The sequence below is a fragment of the Micromonospora chersina genome (assembly GCF_900091475.1).
Classification (GTDB): domain Bacteria; phylum Actinomycetota; class Actinomycetes; order Mycobacteriales; family Micromonosporaceae; genus Micromonospora; species Micromonospora chersina.
Genome location: NZ_FMIB01000002.1, coordinates 5,540,804 through 5,556,623, shown reverse-complemented (window position 1 = coordinate 5,556,623; position 15,820 = coordinate 5,540,804). Strand labels below are relative to the sequence as shown.

The 15,820-nt window shown below is 74.4% G+C and carries 19 protein-coding genes; 7 read left to right on the top strand and 12 right to left on the bottom strand.

Translation table 11 applies throughout. The annotated features are described in order from the left end of the window. Positions 1–6: 6 nt before the first annotated feature. Positions 7–744 carry a hypothetical protein gene (locus tag GA0070603_RS25895; RefSeq protein ID WP_091322307.1) on the top strand — a complete coding sequence of 246 codons (738 nt, stop codon included), beginning with the start codon at positions 7–9 and terminating at the stop codon, positions 742–744. A gap of 29 nt (positions 745–773) precedes the next feature. On the opposite strand, the gene GA0070603_RS25890 is transcribed toward GA0070603_RS25895, so the two are convergent. The 3 genes from GA0070603_RS25890 to GA0070603_RS25880 all read right to left on the bottom strand — a co-directional run bounded on the left by GA0070603_RS25890 (position 774) and on the right by GA0070603_RS25880 (position 3,162). Next, positions 774–1,712 carry a GlxA family transcriptional regulator gene (locus GA0070603_RS25890; protein WP_091318958.1) on the bottom strand — a complete coding sequence of 313 codons (939 nt, stop codon included), beginning with the start codon at positions 1,710–1,712 and terminating at the stop codon, positions 774–776. A gap of 4 nt (positions 1,713–1,716) precedes the next feature. Next, positions 1,717–2,319: an isochorismatase family protein gene (locus GA0070603_RS25885; protein ID WP_091318954.1), complete on the bottom strand. Its 603-nt coding sequence runs from the start codon at positions 2,317–2,319 to the stop codon at positions 1,717–1,719. A 93-nt stretch (positions 2,320–2,412) separates the two neighbouring features. Beyond that, positions 2,413–3,162: a lysophospholipid acyltransferase family protein gene (locus GA0070603_RS25880; protein WP_091318952.1), complete on the bottom strand. Its 750-nt coding sequence runs from the start codon at positions 3,160–3,162 to the stop codon at positions 2,413–2,415. A 111-nt stretch (positions 3,163–3,273) separates the two neighbouring features. Between GA0070603_RS25880 and GA0070603_RS25875 the strand changes: the two genes are divergently transcribed. Both GA0070603_RS25875 and GA0070603_RS25870 read left to right on the top strand, forming a co-directional pair. Then, on the top strand, positions 3,274–3,921 hold the full coding sequence (locus GA0070603_RS25875; protein WP_091318950.1) for an alpha/beta hydrolase: 648 nt from the start codon (positions 3,274–3,276) through the stop codon (positions 3,919–3,921). 19 nt (positions 3,922–3,940) lie between these two features. Next, positions 3,941–4,333, top strand: coding sequence for a VOC family protein (locus GA0070603_RS25870; RefSeq protein WP_091318948.1), 393 nt, complete (start codon positions 3,941–3,943; stop codon positions 4,331–4,333). Between the two features lie 54 nt (positions 4,334–4,387). On the opposite strand, the gene GA0070603_RS25865 is transcribed toward GA0070603_RS25870, so the two are convergent. The 7 genes from GA0070603_RS25865 to GA0070603_RS25835 all read right to left on the bottom strand — a co-directional run bounded on the left by GA0070603_RS25865 (position 4,388) and on the right by GA0070603_RS25835 (position 11,993). Further along, a complete protein-coding gene (locus tag GA0070603_RS25865; protein ID WP_091318945.1) occupies positions 4,388–6,448 on the bottom strand; it encodes an amylo-alpha-1,6-glucosidase in 2,061 nt (686 codons plus the stop codon). Further along, positions 6,448–6,816 (bottom strand): SCP2 sterol-binding domain-containing protein, encoded by a 369-nt coding sequence (locus tag GA0070603_RS25860; RefSeq protein WP_091318942.1) that lies wholly within the window; start codon positions 6,814–6,816, stop codon positions 6,448–6,450. Before GA0070603_RS25860 ends, GA0070603_RS25865 begins: the two co-directional genes overlap by 1 nt. Before the next feature lie 167 nt (positions 6,817–6,983). After that, positions 6,984–7,400, bottom strand: coding sequence for a CBS domain-containing protein (locus tag GA0070603_RS25855; protein WP_091318939.1), 417 nt, complete (start codon positions 7,398–7,400; stop codon positions 6,984–6,986). 92 nt (positions 7,401–7,492) lie between these two features. Beyond that, complete coding sequence (locus GA0070603_RS25850) at positions 7,493–7,933, bottom strand: PPOX class F420-dependent oxidoreductase (RefSeq protein ID WP_091318937.1); 441 nt, start codon at positions 7,931–7,933, stop codon at positions 7,493–7,495. A 96-nt stretch (positions 7,934–8,029) separates the two neighbouring features. Then, positions 8,030–9,055, bottom strand: coding sequence for an aspartate-semialdehyde dehydrogenase (locus tag GA0070603_RS25845; RefSeq protein WP_091318935.1), 1,026 nt, complete (start codon positions 9,053–9,055; stop codon positions 8,030–8,032). A gap of 302 nt (positions 9,056–9,357) precedes the next feature. Next, complete coding sequence (locus tag GA0070603_RS25840) at positions 9,358–10,704, bottom strand: M16 family metallopeptidase (RefSeq protein WP_091318933.1); 1,347 nt, start codon at positions 10,702–10,704, stop codon at positions 9,358–9,360. Next, entirely contained in the window at positions 10,701–11,993 is a 1,293-nt protein-coding gene (locus tag GA0070603_RS25835) for a M16 family metallopeptidase (RefSeq protein ID WP_091318931.1), read from the bottom strand. Before GA0070603_RS25835 ends, GA0070603_RS25840 begins: the two co-directional genes overlap by 4 nt. An 81-nt stretch (positions 11,994–12,074) precedes the next feature. Here GA0070603_RS25835 and GA0070603_RS25830 point away from each other — a divergent pair, with 81 nt between their 5' ends. Continuing rightward, positions 12,075–12,788: a phosphodiesterase gene (locus tag GA0070603_RS25830; protein ID WP_091318929.1), complete on the top strand. Its 714-nt coding sequence runs from the start codon at positions 12,075–12,077 to the stop codon at positions 12,786–12,788. Here GA0070603_RS25830 and GA0070603_RS25825 read toward each other — a convergent pair. After that, a complete protein-coding gene (locus GA0070603_RS25825; RefSeq protein ID WP_091318927.1) occupies positions 12,763–12,978 on the bottom strand; it encodes a hypothetical protein in 216 nt (71 codons plus the stop codon). The two genes, GA0070603_RS25830 and GA0070603_RS25825, sit on opposite strands and share 26 nt — an antisense overlap. 478 nt (positions 12,979–13,456) lie before the next feature. Here GA0070603_RS25825 and GA0070603_RS25820 point away from each other — a divergent pair, with 478 nt between their 5' ends. From GA0070603_RS25820 to GA0070603_RS25810, 3 genes are all read left to right on the top strand, one after another. Next, positions 13,457–14,545 carry a 3-deoxy-7-phosphoheptulonate synthase gene (locus tag GA0070603_RS25820; RefSeq protein ID WP_091318925.1) on the top strand — a complete coding sequence of 363 codons (1,089 nt, stop codon included), beginning with the start codon at positions 13,457–13,459 and terminating at the stop codon, positions 14,543–14,545. A 178-nt stretch (positions 14,546–14,723) separates the two neighbouring features. Then, positions 14,724–14,957, top strand: coding sequence for a hypothetical protein (locus GA0070603_RS25815; protein WP_256566920.1), 234 nt, complete (start codon positions 14,724–14,726; stop codon positions 14,955–14,957). A 42-nt stretch (positions 14,958–14,999) separates the two neighbouring features. Then, positions 15,000–15,209 (top strand): hypothetical protein, encoded by a 210-nt coding sequence (locus GA0070603_RS25810; RefSeq protein WP_091318921.1) that lies wholly within the window; start codon positions 15,000–15,002, stop codon positions 15,207–15,209. Positions 15,210–15,270: 61 nt separating this feature from the next. Here the strand turns inward: GA0070603_RS25810 and GA0070603_RS25805 are convergent, their stop codons facing one another. Next, the gene (locus GA0070603_RS25805; protein WP_091318919.1) at positions 15,271–15,810 is read right to left on the bottom strand and encodes a DUF1360 domain-containing protein; all 540 of its coding nucleotides are present in this window, start codon (positions 15,808–15,810) and stop codon (positions 15,271–15,273) included. Between the last annotated feature and the right edge of the window lie 10 nt (positions 15,811–15,820).

The window sequence follows — 15,820 nt, the reverse complement described above, 5'->3', positions numbered from 1 at the left end:
GTGACCGTGTCGGAGGACGCCGCTCCGTTCTTCATCGGGCCGCACCGCTTCGACGCGGATGACGATCCCACCCGTCCCGTGCTCGACCGGCGGTACGCGCTGCTCCCCGAGCCGGGCGAGCAACTGCTCGCGCAGCACCGGCTGCTGGTGGCCGGTCACCTGCTCGGCCCCACCGACGACGTCCGGTCCTGGGCGCTGCCCTCCCCCGCGACGGTCACCGTGACGGACCGGCGGCTGGCCTACGTCTGCACCGGTTCCGAGCTGTCCCTGGTCTCCGGGCGGGACGGCCGGACGGACGCCCGGCACCGGCGCCCGATCCGGCTGTCCCGCCTGGTCAGTGGTCAGATCCGCTGGCAGTGGCCGTCCCGGCTGGAGCTGGCGGAGGGCCCGGACGGCACCGCCGAGCTGCGGGTGGTCTGCGACGCGCTGCGCACCATCCGGCAGCCGGCGCTGGCGCTCACCGGCCCGGTTGCCCTGGTCGCCGCGCTGGCCCGGCAGGTACGCCGCTCGGTGGCCACGTTCCGGCTGCGCCGCCCCGAACTGGTGGACCTCTCCCCGCCGGAGCGGGACGCACTGACGGCCCGGATGAACCCCTCCCCCGGCCCGACCGCGGGGTCGGTGACCCTGCCGGGTTCGCTGCCTGTCGAGTTCCTGTCCCGGGACGACTACTACCGCCCGGCCGAGCCGTCGGTCTGGCCCCGCCAGGACGTCCCGGCGCGGGACCGTCCCGGCTCCGCCTGCTGACGCCTCCGCGGGCGAGCCGCGGCCCGGGGTCAGCCGGCCAGCCGCAGCGTGGCCGGGTCGGGGCGGCCCCGGGCGCGCAGCCGCCGCAGCATCCGGGCGTCGGTGAAGCCGACCGCGCGGGCGGCGGCCTCCACAGTGGCGCCGTGCCCGATGAGGTGCTCGGCGCGTTCGACCCGCAGCAGCTGCTGGTAGCCGAGCGGGGTCAGCCCCGTCGCCTGCCGGAACAGCCGGCTGAGGGTGCGGTCGGCGACGCCGCAGGCGGCGGCCAGCTCGGCCAGCGGCAGCGGCTCGGCGTAGTGCCCGTCGATAAGGTCCTGCGCCCGGTGCACCGCGTCGGACAGGTGCGACCGGTACCGCATCATCGCGCTGGCCTGCTGCTCGTGGCCGTTGCGGCGGGCGTACACGACGAGGGTGCGGGCGATCCGGGCGGCCACCGCGGGGCCGTGCCGGGTGGCGATCAGGTGCAGCGCCACGTCGATGCCGCTGGCGATGCCGGCGGAGCTGACCACCCGGTCGTCGACCACGTAGAGCACGTCGCGCACCACCCGGGCCGCCGGGTGCCGCCGGGCCAGCTCGTCCTGCACGTCGTGGTGGGTGGTGCAGCGCCGCCCGTCGAGCAGGCCGGCCCGGGCGAGCGCGAAGGCGCCCGCGCAGACGCTCGCCACGGTGCCGCCGGCCGCGTGGTGGTCGGCCAGCCGCCGCAGCTCCTCCGGCCCGACCGGCCCGGCCGGGCCGTGCGCCGACAACCGCCATCCGGGTACGACCACCAGATCGTCGCGGTCCAGCGCGGGCCAGTCGAGGCTGGCCCGCAGCGTCACCCCCTGCACGGTCGGCACCTCGGGCGTGGCGGCGACGTAGTGCAGGCGGTAGTCGTACCCGAGATCGGCGGCGGCGGAGAAGACCTGGGCCGGCCCGGCGAGGTCCAGCAGATGCAGCTGCGGAACCAGGAGGAACGCGACCCGGGCCATCAGATCAGGCGCCGACGGCGACGGGGTCGGTCAGCTCGGCGACCGTGCGCACGGTGGCGAAGCGGCCGGCCAGGGCGTACTCGGTGCGGGCCACGATGTCGGCGGTGGACAGGGTGCGCGGGTCGGCCAGGATCCGCTCCAGCGGGGCGTCGGCCGGCAGGTCCCGGTGCGGGGTGGGGAAGGTGACCGTCGCGTCGGTCACGAACGTCATCTCGTACCCGAGGTCGCAGCCGACCCGGGTGGTGGTCTCCACGCACTGCTCGGTGCGGATGCCGCAGACGGTCACCTCGCGGATCCCGGCGAGGGTGAGCACCTGCTGGAGGTTGGTGGTGGTGAAGGCGTTGTGCGAGGTCTTGACAAGCGTCGGCTCCCCGGCCGCCGGGGCGAGGCCGTCGATCAGCCGGACGTGCCCGAGAGCCGGGTCGAACACGCCACCGGTGCCCGGCTCGGCGTGCAGGACCCAGACCACCAGGTCGCCCCGGCGGCGGGCCGCGTCGACCAGCCGGTTCACCTGGTCGACGATGTCCGGCTGGGAGGCGTGGGCCCAGATCGGGCGCTGCCGGAAGGACTCCTGGACGTCGATGACGACGAGTGCTGCTCTGCTCATGGTCTCGATCCTGGCCGGGCGGACGCCCGGCCGGCAGGCACCATCATGCCCGGATGCGGAACGATCCGGCCACGTCGCGGCCCTCGGTGCGGATCAGGAGGTGGGGGTGCGGCGGCCCGGGCGGTCCAGCTCGGCGGCCTCCTCGGGGGTGGGCGCCGTGCCGCCCAGGTGGGCCGGCTGCCACCAGGAGTCGTCCGGGCCGGCGGGCTGGTCCGGGTACTCCCGCTGGGCCCGGTCGACGAGCGCCGTGAGGCGGGTGCGCAGCTCGGCGGTCAGGGCGTTGCCGTCGGGGTGCGCGGCCGGGTCGATCGGCTCGCCGACCAGGATGGTGATCGGGGTGTGCCGGCGGGTCAGGGTGCGCGGCCGGCCCTTGGTCCACAGGCGCTGGGTGCCCCAGAGCGCGACCGGCAGCAGCGGCACGGCGGCCTCCTGGGCCATCCGGGCCGCGCCGTTCTTGAGGTCCTTGACCGTGAAGGAGCGGCTGATCGTGGCCTCCGGGAAGACGCCGACCACCTCGCCGCGGCGCAGCGCGGCCACCGCCGAGGCGTACGACCCGGCGCCCGCGGCCCGGTTCACCGGGATGTGCTTCATGCCCCGCATGAGCGGGCCGGACACCTTGTGCCGGAAGACGGCGTCCTTGGCCATGAACCGGACCAGGCGGCGGGACTCGTGCGCGCCGTACCCGCAGAAGATGAAGTCGAGGTAGCTGACGTGGTTGGAGGCCAGCACCGCCCCGCCGGCGCGCGGCACGTGGTGGCTTCCCTCCACGCGTAGGCGCAGGTCGAGGGCGCGGAACATCGTCTTGGCGGCGAGGATCACGGGCGGGTACACGAGTTCCGGCATCCGCCAACTTTACCCCGAGTAGGTTACGGGACCGTAGGGGCGAGAGTCGCCTCACTCTGCCGTCGGCAGAGCCGGTGGCGGTGGGGCGGGGAGAGCGGCCAGCATGGCCGGATGACCGATCGCGGCGTACTGCTCTGGATCCACGGCGGCGGGTGGCGGGCCCGCTCCGAGGAGGACGGGGCCGGCCTCGCCCCGCTGGGGCTGCGGGTGGTGCCCGCGACCTACCGCTTCGCGGCCGAGGCCCACTGGCCGGCCCAGCTCGACGACGTACGCGCCGCGGCGCGGGCCGCCCGGGCCGCGGCGGGCGGGCTGCCGCTGCTGGTCGGCGGCGACTCGGCCGGCGCCATGCTGGCCCTGCACCTGGGCCTGCGCGGGGTGGACCGGCCCGGCGACGTCCGGGCGGTGCTGGCGTACTGGGCGCCGGTCGACCCGCTGGACCCGCGGTGGCGGCGGCTGCGCCGGCACGACGACCCCTGGGCGGACCTGCTCGGCCACCCTCCCGCCGCGGGCGACCCGGCGACGGCCGACGCGACCGTCGCCGGCCACCTGGGTTCGGGCGTGCCGGTGCTGCTGGTGCACGGCCGCGACGACGCGGCGGTGCCGGCCACCCAGTCGGTCGACCTGGCCGGCCGGCTGCTCGCCGCCGGCCACCCGGCGCACCTCTGGCTCACGCACGGCGGGCACGCGCTCGACCTGGCCCGCCCCGACGTCCGGGCGGTCACCGCCACGTTCCTGGACACCGTCCTGCCGGCGGCCTGAGCCGACTACGGTGCAGGGCATGCCCGACCTCGCCGCGATCGTCATCCACTGCCGCGACCCCTACCTGCTCGCCCCGTTCTGGAGCACGGTGACCGGGCTGCCCGTGGTCGAGGAGGATCGGGCGAAGATCGCCGACCGGTCCCTGGAGCCGGACGAGTCGGTGCTGCTGCGCGACCCCGCCGGCCGCCGGCCCGACGTCTGGATCAGCCCGGTCGCCGACCTGCCCGGCCCGGGCCGCATCCACCTCGACCTCGTCGGCGACGCCGAGGAGCGGGCCGCCGTGCTGGAGGCGGGCGCCACGGTGGTCCGCGAGCTGCCCCGGTGGACCGTGCTGGCCGACCCGGAGGGCAACGAGTTCTGCCTGCTCCCCCGAGGCGAGGCGCACGGCGACACGCTGCTGCCCGGGCACTGACCGACGGCGGCGCCGCCGGCCCCGAGGGCTCGGCGGCGCCGGTTGCCGGGCCGGTCAGTCGACCAGGTTGTGCAGGTCGATCCGGCCCCGGGCGAAGGCGTCCACCCGGCCCCACCGGCCCGGGATGTCCAGCACCTCGATCCGCCCCATGCCGACCGGGAGCCGCGGGTCCACCGCGAGGTGCCCCTCGTGCGGCTCCAGCCCGAGCATGGTCCGGATCAGCAGCAGCGGGGTCCCGGTCGACCAGGCCTGCGGGCTGCACGCCGTCGGATACTCCACCGGGAACTTCGTCAGCTCCCGCTGGTAGCCGCCGAACGCCTCGGGCAGCCGCCCGTCGAAGTACCGCGCCGCGTCCAGGATGCCGTTGGCGATGGTGGCGGCCTCCTCGGCGAAGCCGTACCGGCGCAGCCCCCAGGCGATGAACGAGTTGTCGAACGGCCAGATCGTGCCGTTGTGGTAGCCGATCGGGTTGTAGCGGACCTCGCCCTCGGCGAGGGTGCGCACCCCCCAGCCGGAGAAGAGCCGCGGGCCGACCAGGTGCGCGGCGATCTGCGCCGCCCGGTCGTCGTCCACGATGCCGCTCCACAGCAGGTGGCCGATGTTGGAGCTGAGCACGTCGCACTGCCGGCCGTTCGGGTCCAGCCCCAGGGCGTAGAAGCCGCCGTCGTCGACCCACCAGTCCCGGTTGAACCGCTCCTTCAGCTGCGCCGCCTCGCGTTCCAACTGCTCGGCGTACGCCGGGTCGCCCCAGAACTCCCGGGCCAGCCGGGCGGCCCGCATCTTCGCGTCGTACGCGTACCCCTGCACCTCGCAGGTGGCCCGCGGGAACGGCGGCAGCGTGCCGTCCGAGTAGGAGAGGGAGTCCCAGGAGTCCTTCCAGCACTGGTTCTCCAGGCCGGTGTCGGTGTTGCGCCGCTCGTACCAGATGTAGCCGTTGCCGACCAGGTCGGCGTAGTCGTCGATCCACTTCAGGGCGGCCCGGCACTCCTGTTCCAACTCCTTGACCAGCGCGACGTCGCCGCTCCACTTCTCGTACTCGTCGAGCAGGACGAGGAACAGCGGGGTCGCGTCCACCGATCCGTAGTACGGCGAGTGCGGCTGTTCCTCGAAGGCGGCGGTCTCGCCGTAGCGCATCTCGTGCAGGATCCGGCCCGGGTCCTCGTCGCGGAAGTCGTCGAACCGGGTGCCCTGCAACGCGCCCAGGATGCGCAGGGTGGTCTTCGACATCTCCGGCGCGAACGGCAGCACCTGGAGGCAGGTGAAGATGCTGTCCCGGCCGAACATGGTCATGAACCAGGGCAGGCCGGCGGCCGGCAGGGTCTGGCCGCCGAGGGACAGCGGCGAGAACCGCAGCGCGGCCAGGTCGATGAGGCTGCGCCGGTACGTCGAGGCCAGCTGCTCGTGCTCCGTGTTGACCTTCGGCGCCTTGGCGACCCACTGCTCCAGGTCGTGCTGGAGGGCCAGCCGCTCGGTGCCGTGCGCCCGCAACCCCATCCGCAGGTCCCGCCCGCCCGGCCCGACCGCGTGGGTCTGCACGTCGATGGCGGTGTCCCACTGCTCGTTGGGTTCGAGGTGGATGCTCCAGGCGAACCCGTTGCTGTCGTAGCGGGCCGGCCGGGAGGCCGCGATGATCGTCTCGCGGCGGAAGTTGCCCCGCCGGTAGCCGAGCCGCAGCCGGTCCGGCTCGGCCTCGGCGTAGGTCTCGCCCTTCTTGTTCAGGATCTCGTCCTTGACCTGGAACAGGTCGGCGAAGTCGGCGCCGGCCTCCATCCGGATCTCCAGGTCCACCGCCTTCTCGTCGTGGTTGAGGATGGTCAGGGTCTCCCGGAAGCTGCCGCCCACCGCCCGCTCCCGGATGATCGACAACTTGGCGTCGACGTAGTGCGTGGCCATTCCCGGCACCAGGAAGAACCGGGCCTCGTAGTACTGGAGGTCGTCGTAGGAGAGCGCGTTGAGGCGCTCGCCGTTGACGGTCAGCACCCACCTGGACAGGAACCTCGTGTCGATCGAGAAGAGGCCGGTCGGCTCGCTCGGCGTGGCCTCGATGTCACCGGTGTCCTCCGAGACCACGAACGTGTTCCCGTCGAGGATGCGGACGGTGTTGCTCGCGGCCATCAGGCAGCCCTCCTCTGGAACGAGTGGTGCGGCCCCCGGGAGTCCGGCGGACCGGGGAAGATGCGTTCGATCTGCAACACCAGGCGCAGGTCGCCGGAGACCGTCATGTCGCCGCGCAGCAGCGCCGCGATGGTGTTCTCCTCGCCGGTGACCAGCTCACCGAAGAGCCGGGGCTCGGTCCCCACCACCGTGTCGGCCTCCTGGTCCTCCTGGCGGACCCGGAGGTTGCCCCGGTCGATCTCCAGCAGCCAGTGGGTGGTCTGCGGTCCCTCGTGCAGGTCGAACCGGAGAGTTCCGGAGGTCTTGGCCAGCAGCGGTTCGAACCCTCGCCGGTCCAGGTCCTCGAAGAATCTCGTGGTCGTGTCCATCCGGGCGACTCCTCCCGCGATCCGCGGCCTCCGACGTCCGAGGACGGGTCCCCGCCGGGCAGGCGGTCAACCTCGCCCGGTTCGGGTGAGTCGCGCCGGGTCCGCGACCCCGGGCAGCGCGAAACGCCGGCCCCCGAACCGGAGGCCGGCGTCACCGCGGCGGACGGTCAGTTGTTGGGATCGTCGGCGCTGATGTCCGCGAGCACCGACTGGGGTTCCCGCTCCACGGCCAGGTCACCCATGGAGACCAGGCCGACCAGGCGGCCGTCGTCGATGACCGGCAGGCGGCGGACCGCGTAGGTGCGCATGAGGTCGGCGGCGGCAACCGCGTCGTCGTACTGGCTCACCGTCACCACGTCCTTGGTGGTGATCTGGTTGAGCCGGGTGGTGCTGGGATCCATGTTCTCGGCAACGGCCCGGACCGTGATGTCCCGGTCCGTGATGATGCCGACCACGTTGTCGCCATCGGTCACCACCACGTCGCCGATCGCGCTGTCCCGCATCTCCTGCGCCGCGGCGGTGAGGGTGTCGCTGCCGTCCATCGTCACCAACCGGGTCGTCATGAACTCTCCGACCGTTGTCATGGTGCTCCCCTCTCGGTGTCGGCACGGCGGTCTACCCGGCGCCACGGCCGAGGTAACACCGCGCGGTCGCGCGGGAGGTGATCCGGCGGCGGTCAGGCGCGCGGCGGCATGCCGTAGACCCGCTCGACGTGCAGGCGGAGCACCAGCCGGCGCTCGGCCACCATGGCTCGCCGGAAGTCGTCCCAGTCCGGGTGTTCGCCCTGCACCGCCCGGTAGAGCCCGACAAGTTCCCCGACGGTCGGGTCGTCCGGCCGCTCCGCCACCGCGGTCAGCTCGGCCCGCGCCTCCGCCACCGCGTACGCCCAGCCGTCCTCGCTGCTCACGTGGAAGCTGGCCCGGGGGTCGCGGCGCAGGTTGGCGGTCTTGGCCCGCCCGTCGGTGACCGAGACCCGGATCAGCCCGGCGTCCCGGTCGAAGGAGTAGACCACCGTGGACAGCTGCGGCCGGCCGTCCCGCTTCAGCGTGGCGAGCACGCCGAGCCACCGGCTCGCGATGAGGTCGGTCAGCGCCTGTCGGGTCCGCTCGTCCGCCATGGGGGTCTCCCGCCGTCGACTGGTGTGGTCGTCCCCCATCTCACCGCATCTCCCGCCCGCGTGCCCGGCCACCCGCCGGGCACGCGGGAACCGGGATCAGCGCCGCTCGGCGGCGACCAGTTCGGCGAGCTGCACGGCGTTGAGCGCCGCGCCCTTGCGCAGGTTGTCGTTGGAGCAGAACAGGGCGAGGCCGTGCTCGACGGTCTCGTCGGCCCGGATCCGGCCGACGTACGTGGGGTCCTGCCCGGCCGCCTCCAGCGGGGTCGGCACGTCGCGCAGGGCCACGCCGGGCGCGCCGTCGAGCAGCTCGCGGGCCCGGGCCGGGGTGAGCGGGCGGGCGAAGCGCGCGTTGATCTGGAGGGAGTGGCCGGTGAAGACCGGCACCCGCACGCAGGTGCCGGAGACCTTGAGCCCGGGGATCTCCAGGATCTTGCGGCTCTCGTTGCGCAGCTTCTGCTCCTCGTCGGTCTCGTTGGAGCCGTCGTCGACGATCGAGCCGGCAAGCGGGAGCACGTTGAAGGCGATCGGGCGGGCGAACGAGCGCGGTGCCGGGAACTCCACGGCCGAGCCGTCGAAGGCGAGCCCGGCGGCGTCCTCGGCGACCTTGCGGACCTGCTCGTCCAGCTCGGCCACGCCGGCCAGGCCGGCGCCGGAGACGGCCTGGTAGGTGGCGACGACCAGGCTGACCAGCTCGGCCTCCTGGTGCAGCGGGCGCAGCACCGGCATGGCGGCCATCGTGGTGCAGTTCGGGTTGGCCACGATGCCCCGGGGCCGGTTGGCGATGGCGTGCGGGTTGACCTCGGCGACCACCAGCGGCACCTCGGGGTCCATCCGGAACGCCGAGGAGTTGTCGATGACGACAGCGCCCGCTTCGGCGACCCGGGGGGCCAGCTCCCGGGCGGTGCCCTTGCCCGCCGAGAACAGCACGATGTCCAGGCCCCGGTAGTCGGCCGTGGCCGCGTCCTCCACGGTGACCTCGCCGTCGCGCCAGGGCAGCGCGCGCCCGGCCGACCGGGCCGAGGCGAACAGCCGCACCTGCTCCGCTGGGAAGTCGCGCTCCGCCAGCACCTGCCGCATCACGCCACCGACCTGGCCGGTGGCCCCCACAATGCCGATCCTCATGCCCGCGAGGCTACCCAGCCGGGCGGGGCCGGCGGGAAGCCTTTCCCAGCGCGCGGGCCGGGCGCCGCCCGCCACGCCCTTCGCCGATCGGGGCGTCGGCCTGCAACGACACCGCCCGGCGGTGGGCCGGGGGCGGAGAATCGCCCGCCATCGGGGTGCCGGACCGCAGCATCCGCGTCCACCGGCCGGAACGCACGGCGACCCGGGACGCGACGGGAATCACATCGACGTGCCGATGTGGCGGTGCCCCCGGCCGGTCGGCACCGCCACATTCGCGGACCGGCGGGAGCCGGCCCGACGCGTCACGGGGCGTGGTCGACCACCTCGCCCAGGCCGGCGGCCACCAGTTCGTCGCGGATCACCGCCGAGTCGCCCTCGACCACCAGGGTGAGCGACTCCGGGTGCAGGTGGGCGGCGGCCGCCGCCGAGACCTCCTCGACGGTCGCGGCGAGCAGCGCCTCGCGCAGCCGGGCGTGGTAGTCGTCCGGCAGGTCGTGCACGACCAGCGTGGTCAGCGCCGACGCGATGGCCCGCGGGCTCTGCAGCTCGACCGAGAGCTGGCCGGCACGCCAGAAGCGGGCCACCGCCAGCTCGTCCTCGGTCACCCCGGTGAGCCGGGTACGCGACACCTCGCCGACCGCCTCGACCAGGGCCGGCGCGGTCACCGCGGTCTGCACGCCGGAGCTGATGGCGAACCGGCCGAACCGGCGGGACGAGGCGAAGTCGCCCCGGATCCCGTACGTGTAGCCGCGGACCTCGCGGATCAGGTGGTTGAGCCGGGAGGTGAACGCCCCGCCGAGCACCGTGCCGGCCAGCGTCATGGGCACGTGGTCCGGGTGGGCGCGGTGCGGCGACGGGTGCCCGAGGCGGAGCGTGGACTGCACCGAGCCGGGACGGTCGACCAGGATGATGCGCCGCCGCTCGGGCAGCGCCACCTCGATGGGGCCGCCCTTGTCCGCCGCCGCGCCGCCGGCGCCGGTGAAGACCGTCGCGGCGAGCGCGTCGAGGTCGATCCGGTCCAGGTCGCCGGCGACGATCAGCGTGCCGGGGCGGATGAACCACTCGGAGTGGAAGACGGTCACGTCGTCCACGTCCAGGGCGGCCACGCTCTCCGGGTCGCCGTACAGCGGGCGGCCCCAGCGGTTGTCCGCGCCGAACAGGTCGGCGCGCAGCACGGCGTCGGCCCGCGGGCCCGGGGTCGCCCAGTCCATCCGCAGCGCGGTCGCCTCGTCGTCGCGGACCCGCCGCACGTCGGCCGGGTCGAGCTTCGGCGTCCGCACCGCCTCGGTGAGCAGTTCCACGGCCGCGCTCAGCCGGTCCACCGGCACCTGCACGCTGACCTGGAACGAGTCCCAGTCCAGGCCGGTCACCAGCTCGGTGCCGAGGGCCTCGATGGCCAGGGCGTACGCGGTGGCGTCCCGCTGCGCGGTCCCCTCCTCCAGCGCCTTGGCGAGGACCCCGCCGAGCCCCTCCTTGCCGACCGGCTCCCGGCCGGCGCCGCCGTCGAGCAGCAGCAGCGCGACGGCGAGGTTCTGCCCGGGCAGGTGCGCGGCGACGACCTGCCCGCCGGCGGCGGACCGGCGGACCACCTGCGGGAACCGGTACGGGCGGGCGGCGCCCGGACCGGGACGGGTGGCGATCAGCGTCATGACTTCTCCTCGGGCAGGTAGGTCAGGGTCGCCCGGTCGGCCGCGCCGAGCAGCTCGGCGGCCTGCTCGGCGATCTGCTCGGCGGTGACGGCCAGCCAGGCGGGCAGTCGCTCGCCGGCGCGGGCCGGGTCGCCGAACTGGGTGGCGTACCGGCCGAGGGTGTCGGCCCGGCCGTCCACCGTGGACATCTGCCGCCACCACATGGTGGTGAGCAGCGCCTTGGCCCGGTCCAGCTCGGCGGCGGTCACCGGCACGGTGGCCAGTTCGTCGACCACCTCGGTCAGCCCCTCGCGCAGCCGGTCGCCGGACACCCCGGGGCGGGCCGTGGCGGTGGCGATCAGCGGCGCGGGGCCGTGCGCCAGGTCCACCCCGTACGCCCCGACCAGGTCCGGCTGGGCGATCCGCTCGCCGTCGGCGAGGCGCTGGTAGAGCCGGCTGCCCCGGCCGCTGCCCAGCACGGTGGCGAGCACGGTGGTCACGTCGTAGCCGGGGGTGCCGAACGGGTGGGTGCGGTGCGCGACGTAGACGCGGGGAGCGGGCACGTCGGTGGTGACCGTCTCCACCGCCGGGCCGCCGCCGGCCGGGACCGTGCGCCCGTCCGGGGCGGCCCGGATGTCGTCACGCGGCGGCAGGGCGCCGAAGTACTTGTCGGCCAGCGCGAACACCTCGGCGGCGGTGGTGTCGCCCACCACGGTGAGCACCGCGTTGTTCGGCGCGTAGTACGTGCTGTGGAACGCCTGGAAGGTGGCCAGGTCGGCGGCGTTCAGGTCGGCCATCGAGCCGATCGTGGCGTGGTGGTAGGGGTGCCCGGGCGGGTAGAGCAGCGGCAGCAGCCGCAGCCAGGCGTCGCCGTAGGGCACGTTCTCGTAGCGCTGGCGGCGCTCGTTCTTCACCACGTCCCGCTGGTTGTCCAGCGTCTCCTGGGTCAGCGCGGGGACCAGGCCGCCCATCCGGTCGGCCTCCAGCCAGAGCGCCAGCTCCAGGTGCTCGGCCGGGACCGTCTCGAAGTAGTTGGTGCGGTCCGGGTTGGTGGTGGCGTTGAGCGAGCCGCCGGAGCCCTGGATGAGCTTCATGTGCTCGGTCTTCGCCACGTTCACCGAGCCCTCGAACATCAGGTGCTCGAAGAGGTGGGCGAAACCGGTCTGACCCTCGGGTTCGTGGCGGGAGCCCACGTCGTACCAGAGGTTCACGGCGACCGCGGGGGCCGTGCGGTCCTCGCTCACCACCACGCGCAGACCGTTGTCCAGTCGGGTCGTCTCGATCGGCCAGGGGTAACCGCTGTCGGGCATGGCACGACGCTATCCGATCTCGCGGGCGGAAAGGTGACGTGCGGGGAGCATCGTCGTCGCGCGCCGGGGTACTCGCCCGGCATGTCCTCCCCCGCATCGTCCGTGGTCGAGCGCGCCGCCGCCGCGCTGGCCCGGCTCCGGCACGCCCGGCTGCTGCATCCCGCCGGCCGCACCTTCTCCGCCGAGGTGCTGATCTGGGGTACGCCGGGCCCGCCGACCGGCGTGCCGCTGCTCGACCTGCCCGGCCGGTGGCCGGCGACGGTCCGGCTGTCCAAGGGGGTGCCCACACCGGGAACCTGGCCGGACGTGCTGGGGGTGGGGATCCGGCTGCACCGGGACCCGGAGCCGCCGGTGGACCTGCTGGCCAGTTCCAGCGGGGCGGCGCCGGTGCTGCGTCACCTGCCGCTGCCCCGGCGCGGCTTCACCGGGACGTACACCTCGATCATGTCCTTCCGCGCCGGTCGGCGGCGGCTGTATCTCGCCGCGCTGGCCGACCCCGACTCGCCGGAGCTGGGCCGCGGGCTGGCCGAGCTGTCGGCGGTGGCCGGCGACGACGGGCCGCGGCTGGTGCTCGCGGTGGCCTCGGCGGTCGGGCCGTGGCGGCCGTTCGGCGAGGTGCGGCTGGTCGGCCGGCGCGGCGCCCCGGAGGACGCCGCGCTGGCGTTCGACCCGATCGGCAACGTGCCGCCGGGACTGCGGGTGGCCGGTCCGCTGGCCTGGTTGCGGTACACCACCTACCGGGGTTCCCGGCGGGGCCGGGGCGCCCGGCTCAGTCGGGAGGCTCGACGGGGGTGACGGTCTGCTCGGAGGTCCGGTGCTCCAGCACCGTGTCGGGGGCGGCGTTCCGGTCCTCCTCACGGATGTCCGACTCGGCGAGGATGGCGTCGGCCTGGGCCTCCGGGTCCTCGCTGCCCACCGCCGCCTCCTCGGGCAGCAGGTGGGCGCGGGACTCGATCCGGTCCTGGTCGCTCTGGTCGTGGCTCATGCCGTCCTCATACCCCCGCCGGGGCCCGGCGGAACCCCGCGCTTCCCAGGATGCGGTACGCGGCCCAGGTCTCTCCCGGCGGCATTCGCGCACCCACGCCGGGCCGGACGACGGCCCGGCTCCCGCCATTCGGGATGGATCATCGGTCGGACCGCCAGCTCACCCGCGTGGACGGCCCGCGGACACGTGCCGTGCCGCTGGAGTTACCCGTCGTTCCATCGACCGGGGTTAACATGAGGCGCGGCTTACCCGACGAGCGGGTGAGACCCACCCCTCCCGTCGGGTACGCTGGCGGGCGTGACGCGGTCGTATCGATGGTTTAGGCAGCCGGCTGGAGGAGCCGGTGACTCGACCATGAGCTGACGTCACTCCTCTTCGAGCCGGCCGGGCAGGGATGATTCCCTGCCCTTTCGCGTACGAGCAGCCGGCTCGATCCCGGGCGCCGGCCCCGGGCACGGTCGGCGGAAGGAACCCCACCGTGACGACGACCCCGGACGTCCATCGGGTCATCGACCAGCGGATCGACCGTGTCGTGCCGCTGACCACCCCGGCCCTGCTGCACCACCACCTGCCGCTCGAGGAGTCCCTCGCCGAGGCCGTGGTGGCCGGTCGACGTGCCGTCGGCCGGGTGCTGGACCGCACCGACGACCGGCTGCTGGTCGTGGTCGGCCCCTGCTCGGTGCACGACCCCGCCGCCGCCCTGGAATACGCGGCCCGGCTGCGCCACGCGGCCGACCGGCTCGCCGACGACCTGCTCGTCGTGATGCGCGTCTACTTCGAGAAGCCGCGCTCGACAGTGGGCTGGAAGGGCCTGATCAACGACCCGGGCCTGGACGGGTCGGGCGACGTGAACACCGGCCTGCGCACCGCCCGGGCGCTCCTGCTCGACGTGGTGCGGCTGGGTCTCCCGGTGGGCTGCGAGTTCCTCGACCCGATCACCCCGCAGTACATCGCCGACACGGTGGCCTGGGGCGCGATCGGCGCGCGGACCGTGGAGAGCCAGGTGCACCGGCAGCTCGCGTCCGGCCTGTCCATGCCGATCGGCATGAAGAACCGCCCGGACGGCAGCATCGGCACCGCTGTGGACGCGATCCGGGCGGCCGGCGTCCCGCACGTCTTCCCCGGCATCGACGTCTCCGGCACGCCGGCGATCATGCACACCCGGGGCAACGCCGACGGCCACCTGGTGCTGCGCGGCGGCGGTGGCCGGCCCAACTACGACGCGGAGTCGGTGGCCGGGGCGCTGGACCTGCTGCGCGCCGCCGGGCTGCCCGAGCGCGTGGTGGTCGACGCCAGCCACGCCAACAGCGGCAAGGACCACCGCAACCAGCCGCTGGTCGCCGCCGACGTGGCCGCCCAGCTCGCCGCCGGCCAGCGCGGCATCGTCGGCATCATGCTGGAGAGCTTCCTCCAGCCCGGCCGGCAGGACCTCGACCCCACCCGCCAGCTGGAGTACGGCAAGTCGGTGACCGACGCCTGCATCGGCTGGGACACCACCGCCGAGGTCCTCGACCACCTCGCCCAGGCGGTCCGCGCCCGCCGCGCCACCCTCCCGACCCCGGCCTGACCCCACCCGGCCCGACCCCACCCGGCCCGACCCCACCCCGGCCTGACCCCACGCGAGCGTTGATCATGAGGTTGGCGGCAGCGAAGGAGATCGACTTCGCCGCCAACCTCATGATCAACGCCGGGGGGCGGGGTGGGGCGGCCGGGTGGGGACGTTTGACCGATTCGGGCCCGGGTAGCTGACCGGCGTGACCGATGACGCGCCCGTGACCGAGCAGCCGGACACCCGGCCGCTCGACGAACTGCTCGACGACATCTACCACGGCCAGGAGCGGATCAGCCAGGCGGACATCTACCGCCGGGCGGTGGCCGCGGAGCTGCCCGCCGAGCTGCTCACCCGGATCGCCGCCCTGCCGCAGGGCGAGTACGCGGTCGACGAGGCCGCCGACCTGCTCGGCGGGACGGTGGCCTGAGCCTTCCGGCGGAGGCGGCCCGAGGACGGAGAGGACAGCGCGATGACCGACCGCAACGAGGAACACGGGCACCCCCCGGCGCTCGGCCAGCCACCGGAGGGCATGGACACGCTGCCGGAGCCCGACTTCGCCGGCGAGCACGACCAGACGGCGGTCTCCGACGACGTCATCACCGGCGAGGACAGCGACGAGCGGGAGCCGGAGGCGTCGCGCGGCTGGGCCGGCGAGGACCACGGCACCACCCCGACCTGAGCGGCACGAACGCGAAAGGGGGCCGGCGCGGCGCGCCGGCCCCCTTTGCTTCGTCGTACGGTCAGTCCTCGTGGTGCCCGCCCTCGGCGGCCTGCTGGGCCACCGCGTACCCCATCTGGAGGAAGTCCGAAGCGGCCACCGCGGTCAGCGCGGTGGCGACCAGCCGGGTGAGCCGGGGCGCCAGCACCAGCCCGCCCGTGAGGCCGGTGGCGACCCAGACGGCCAGGCAGAACGGGCAGCTCACCAGCTCGCCGAGCGCGTGCCGGGTCGGGCTGCCCTGGTCGCGGACCTGCTCCATCACCTCGCCGCTGCCGATCGGGTGGTCGTAGCGGGTGAAGGGCGCGCGGAGCGGACTGGTGATCGCGTCCTTGGAGAGCAGCCGGCTCAGCTTGTGGGTCGCGATCGACAGCAGCACCACGTCGCCGGGCGCGGGCCGCTCCGGCACCGGGCGGCCGGTCGCCCTGACCAGGCCGACAAGCGACGCGGTGACCGCGCCGTACGTGCCCATCGCCACCAGGTAGCCGCCCAGCGGCCGGTGCTCGTGCGGCGCGTACGCCTGGCGCAGCCGCGCCACCTTCTGCTTCAGGCCACTCCCGGTCAACCCGGCCTCC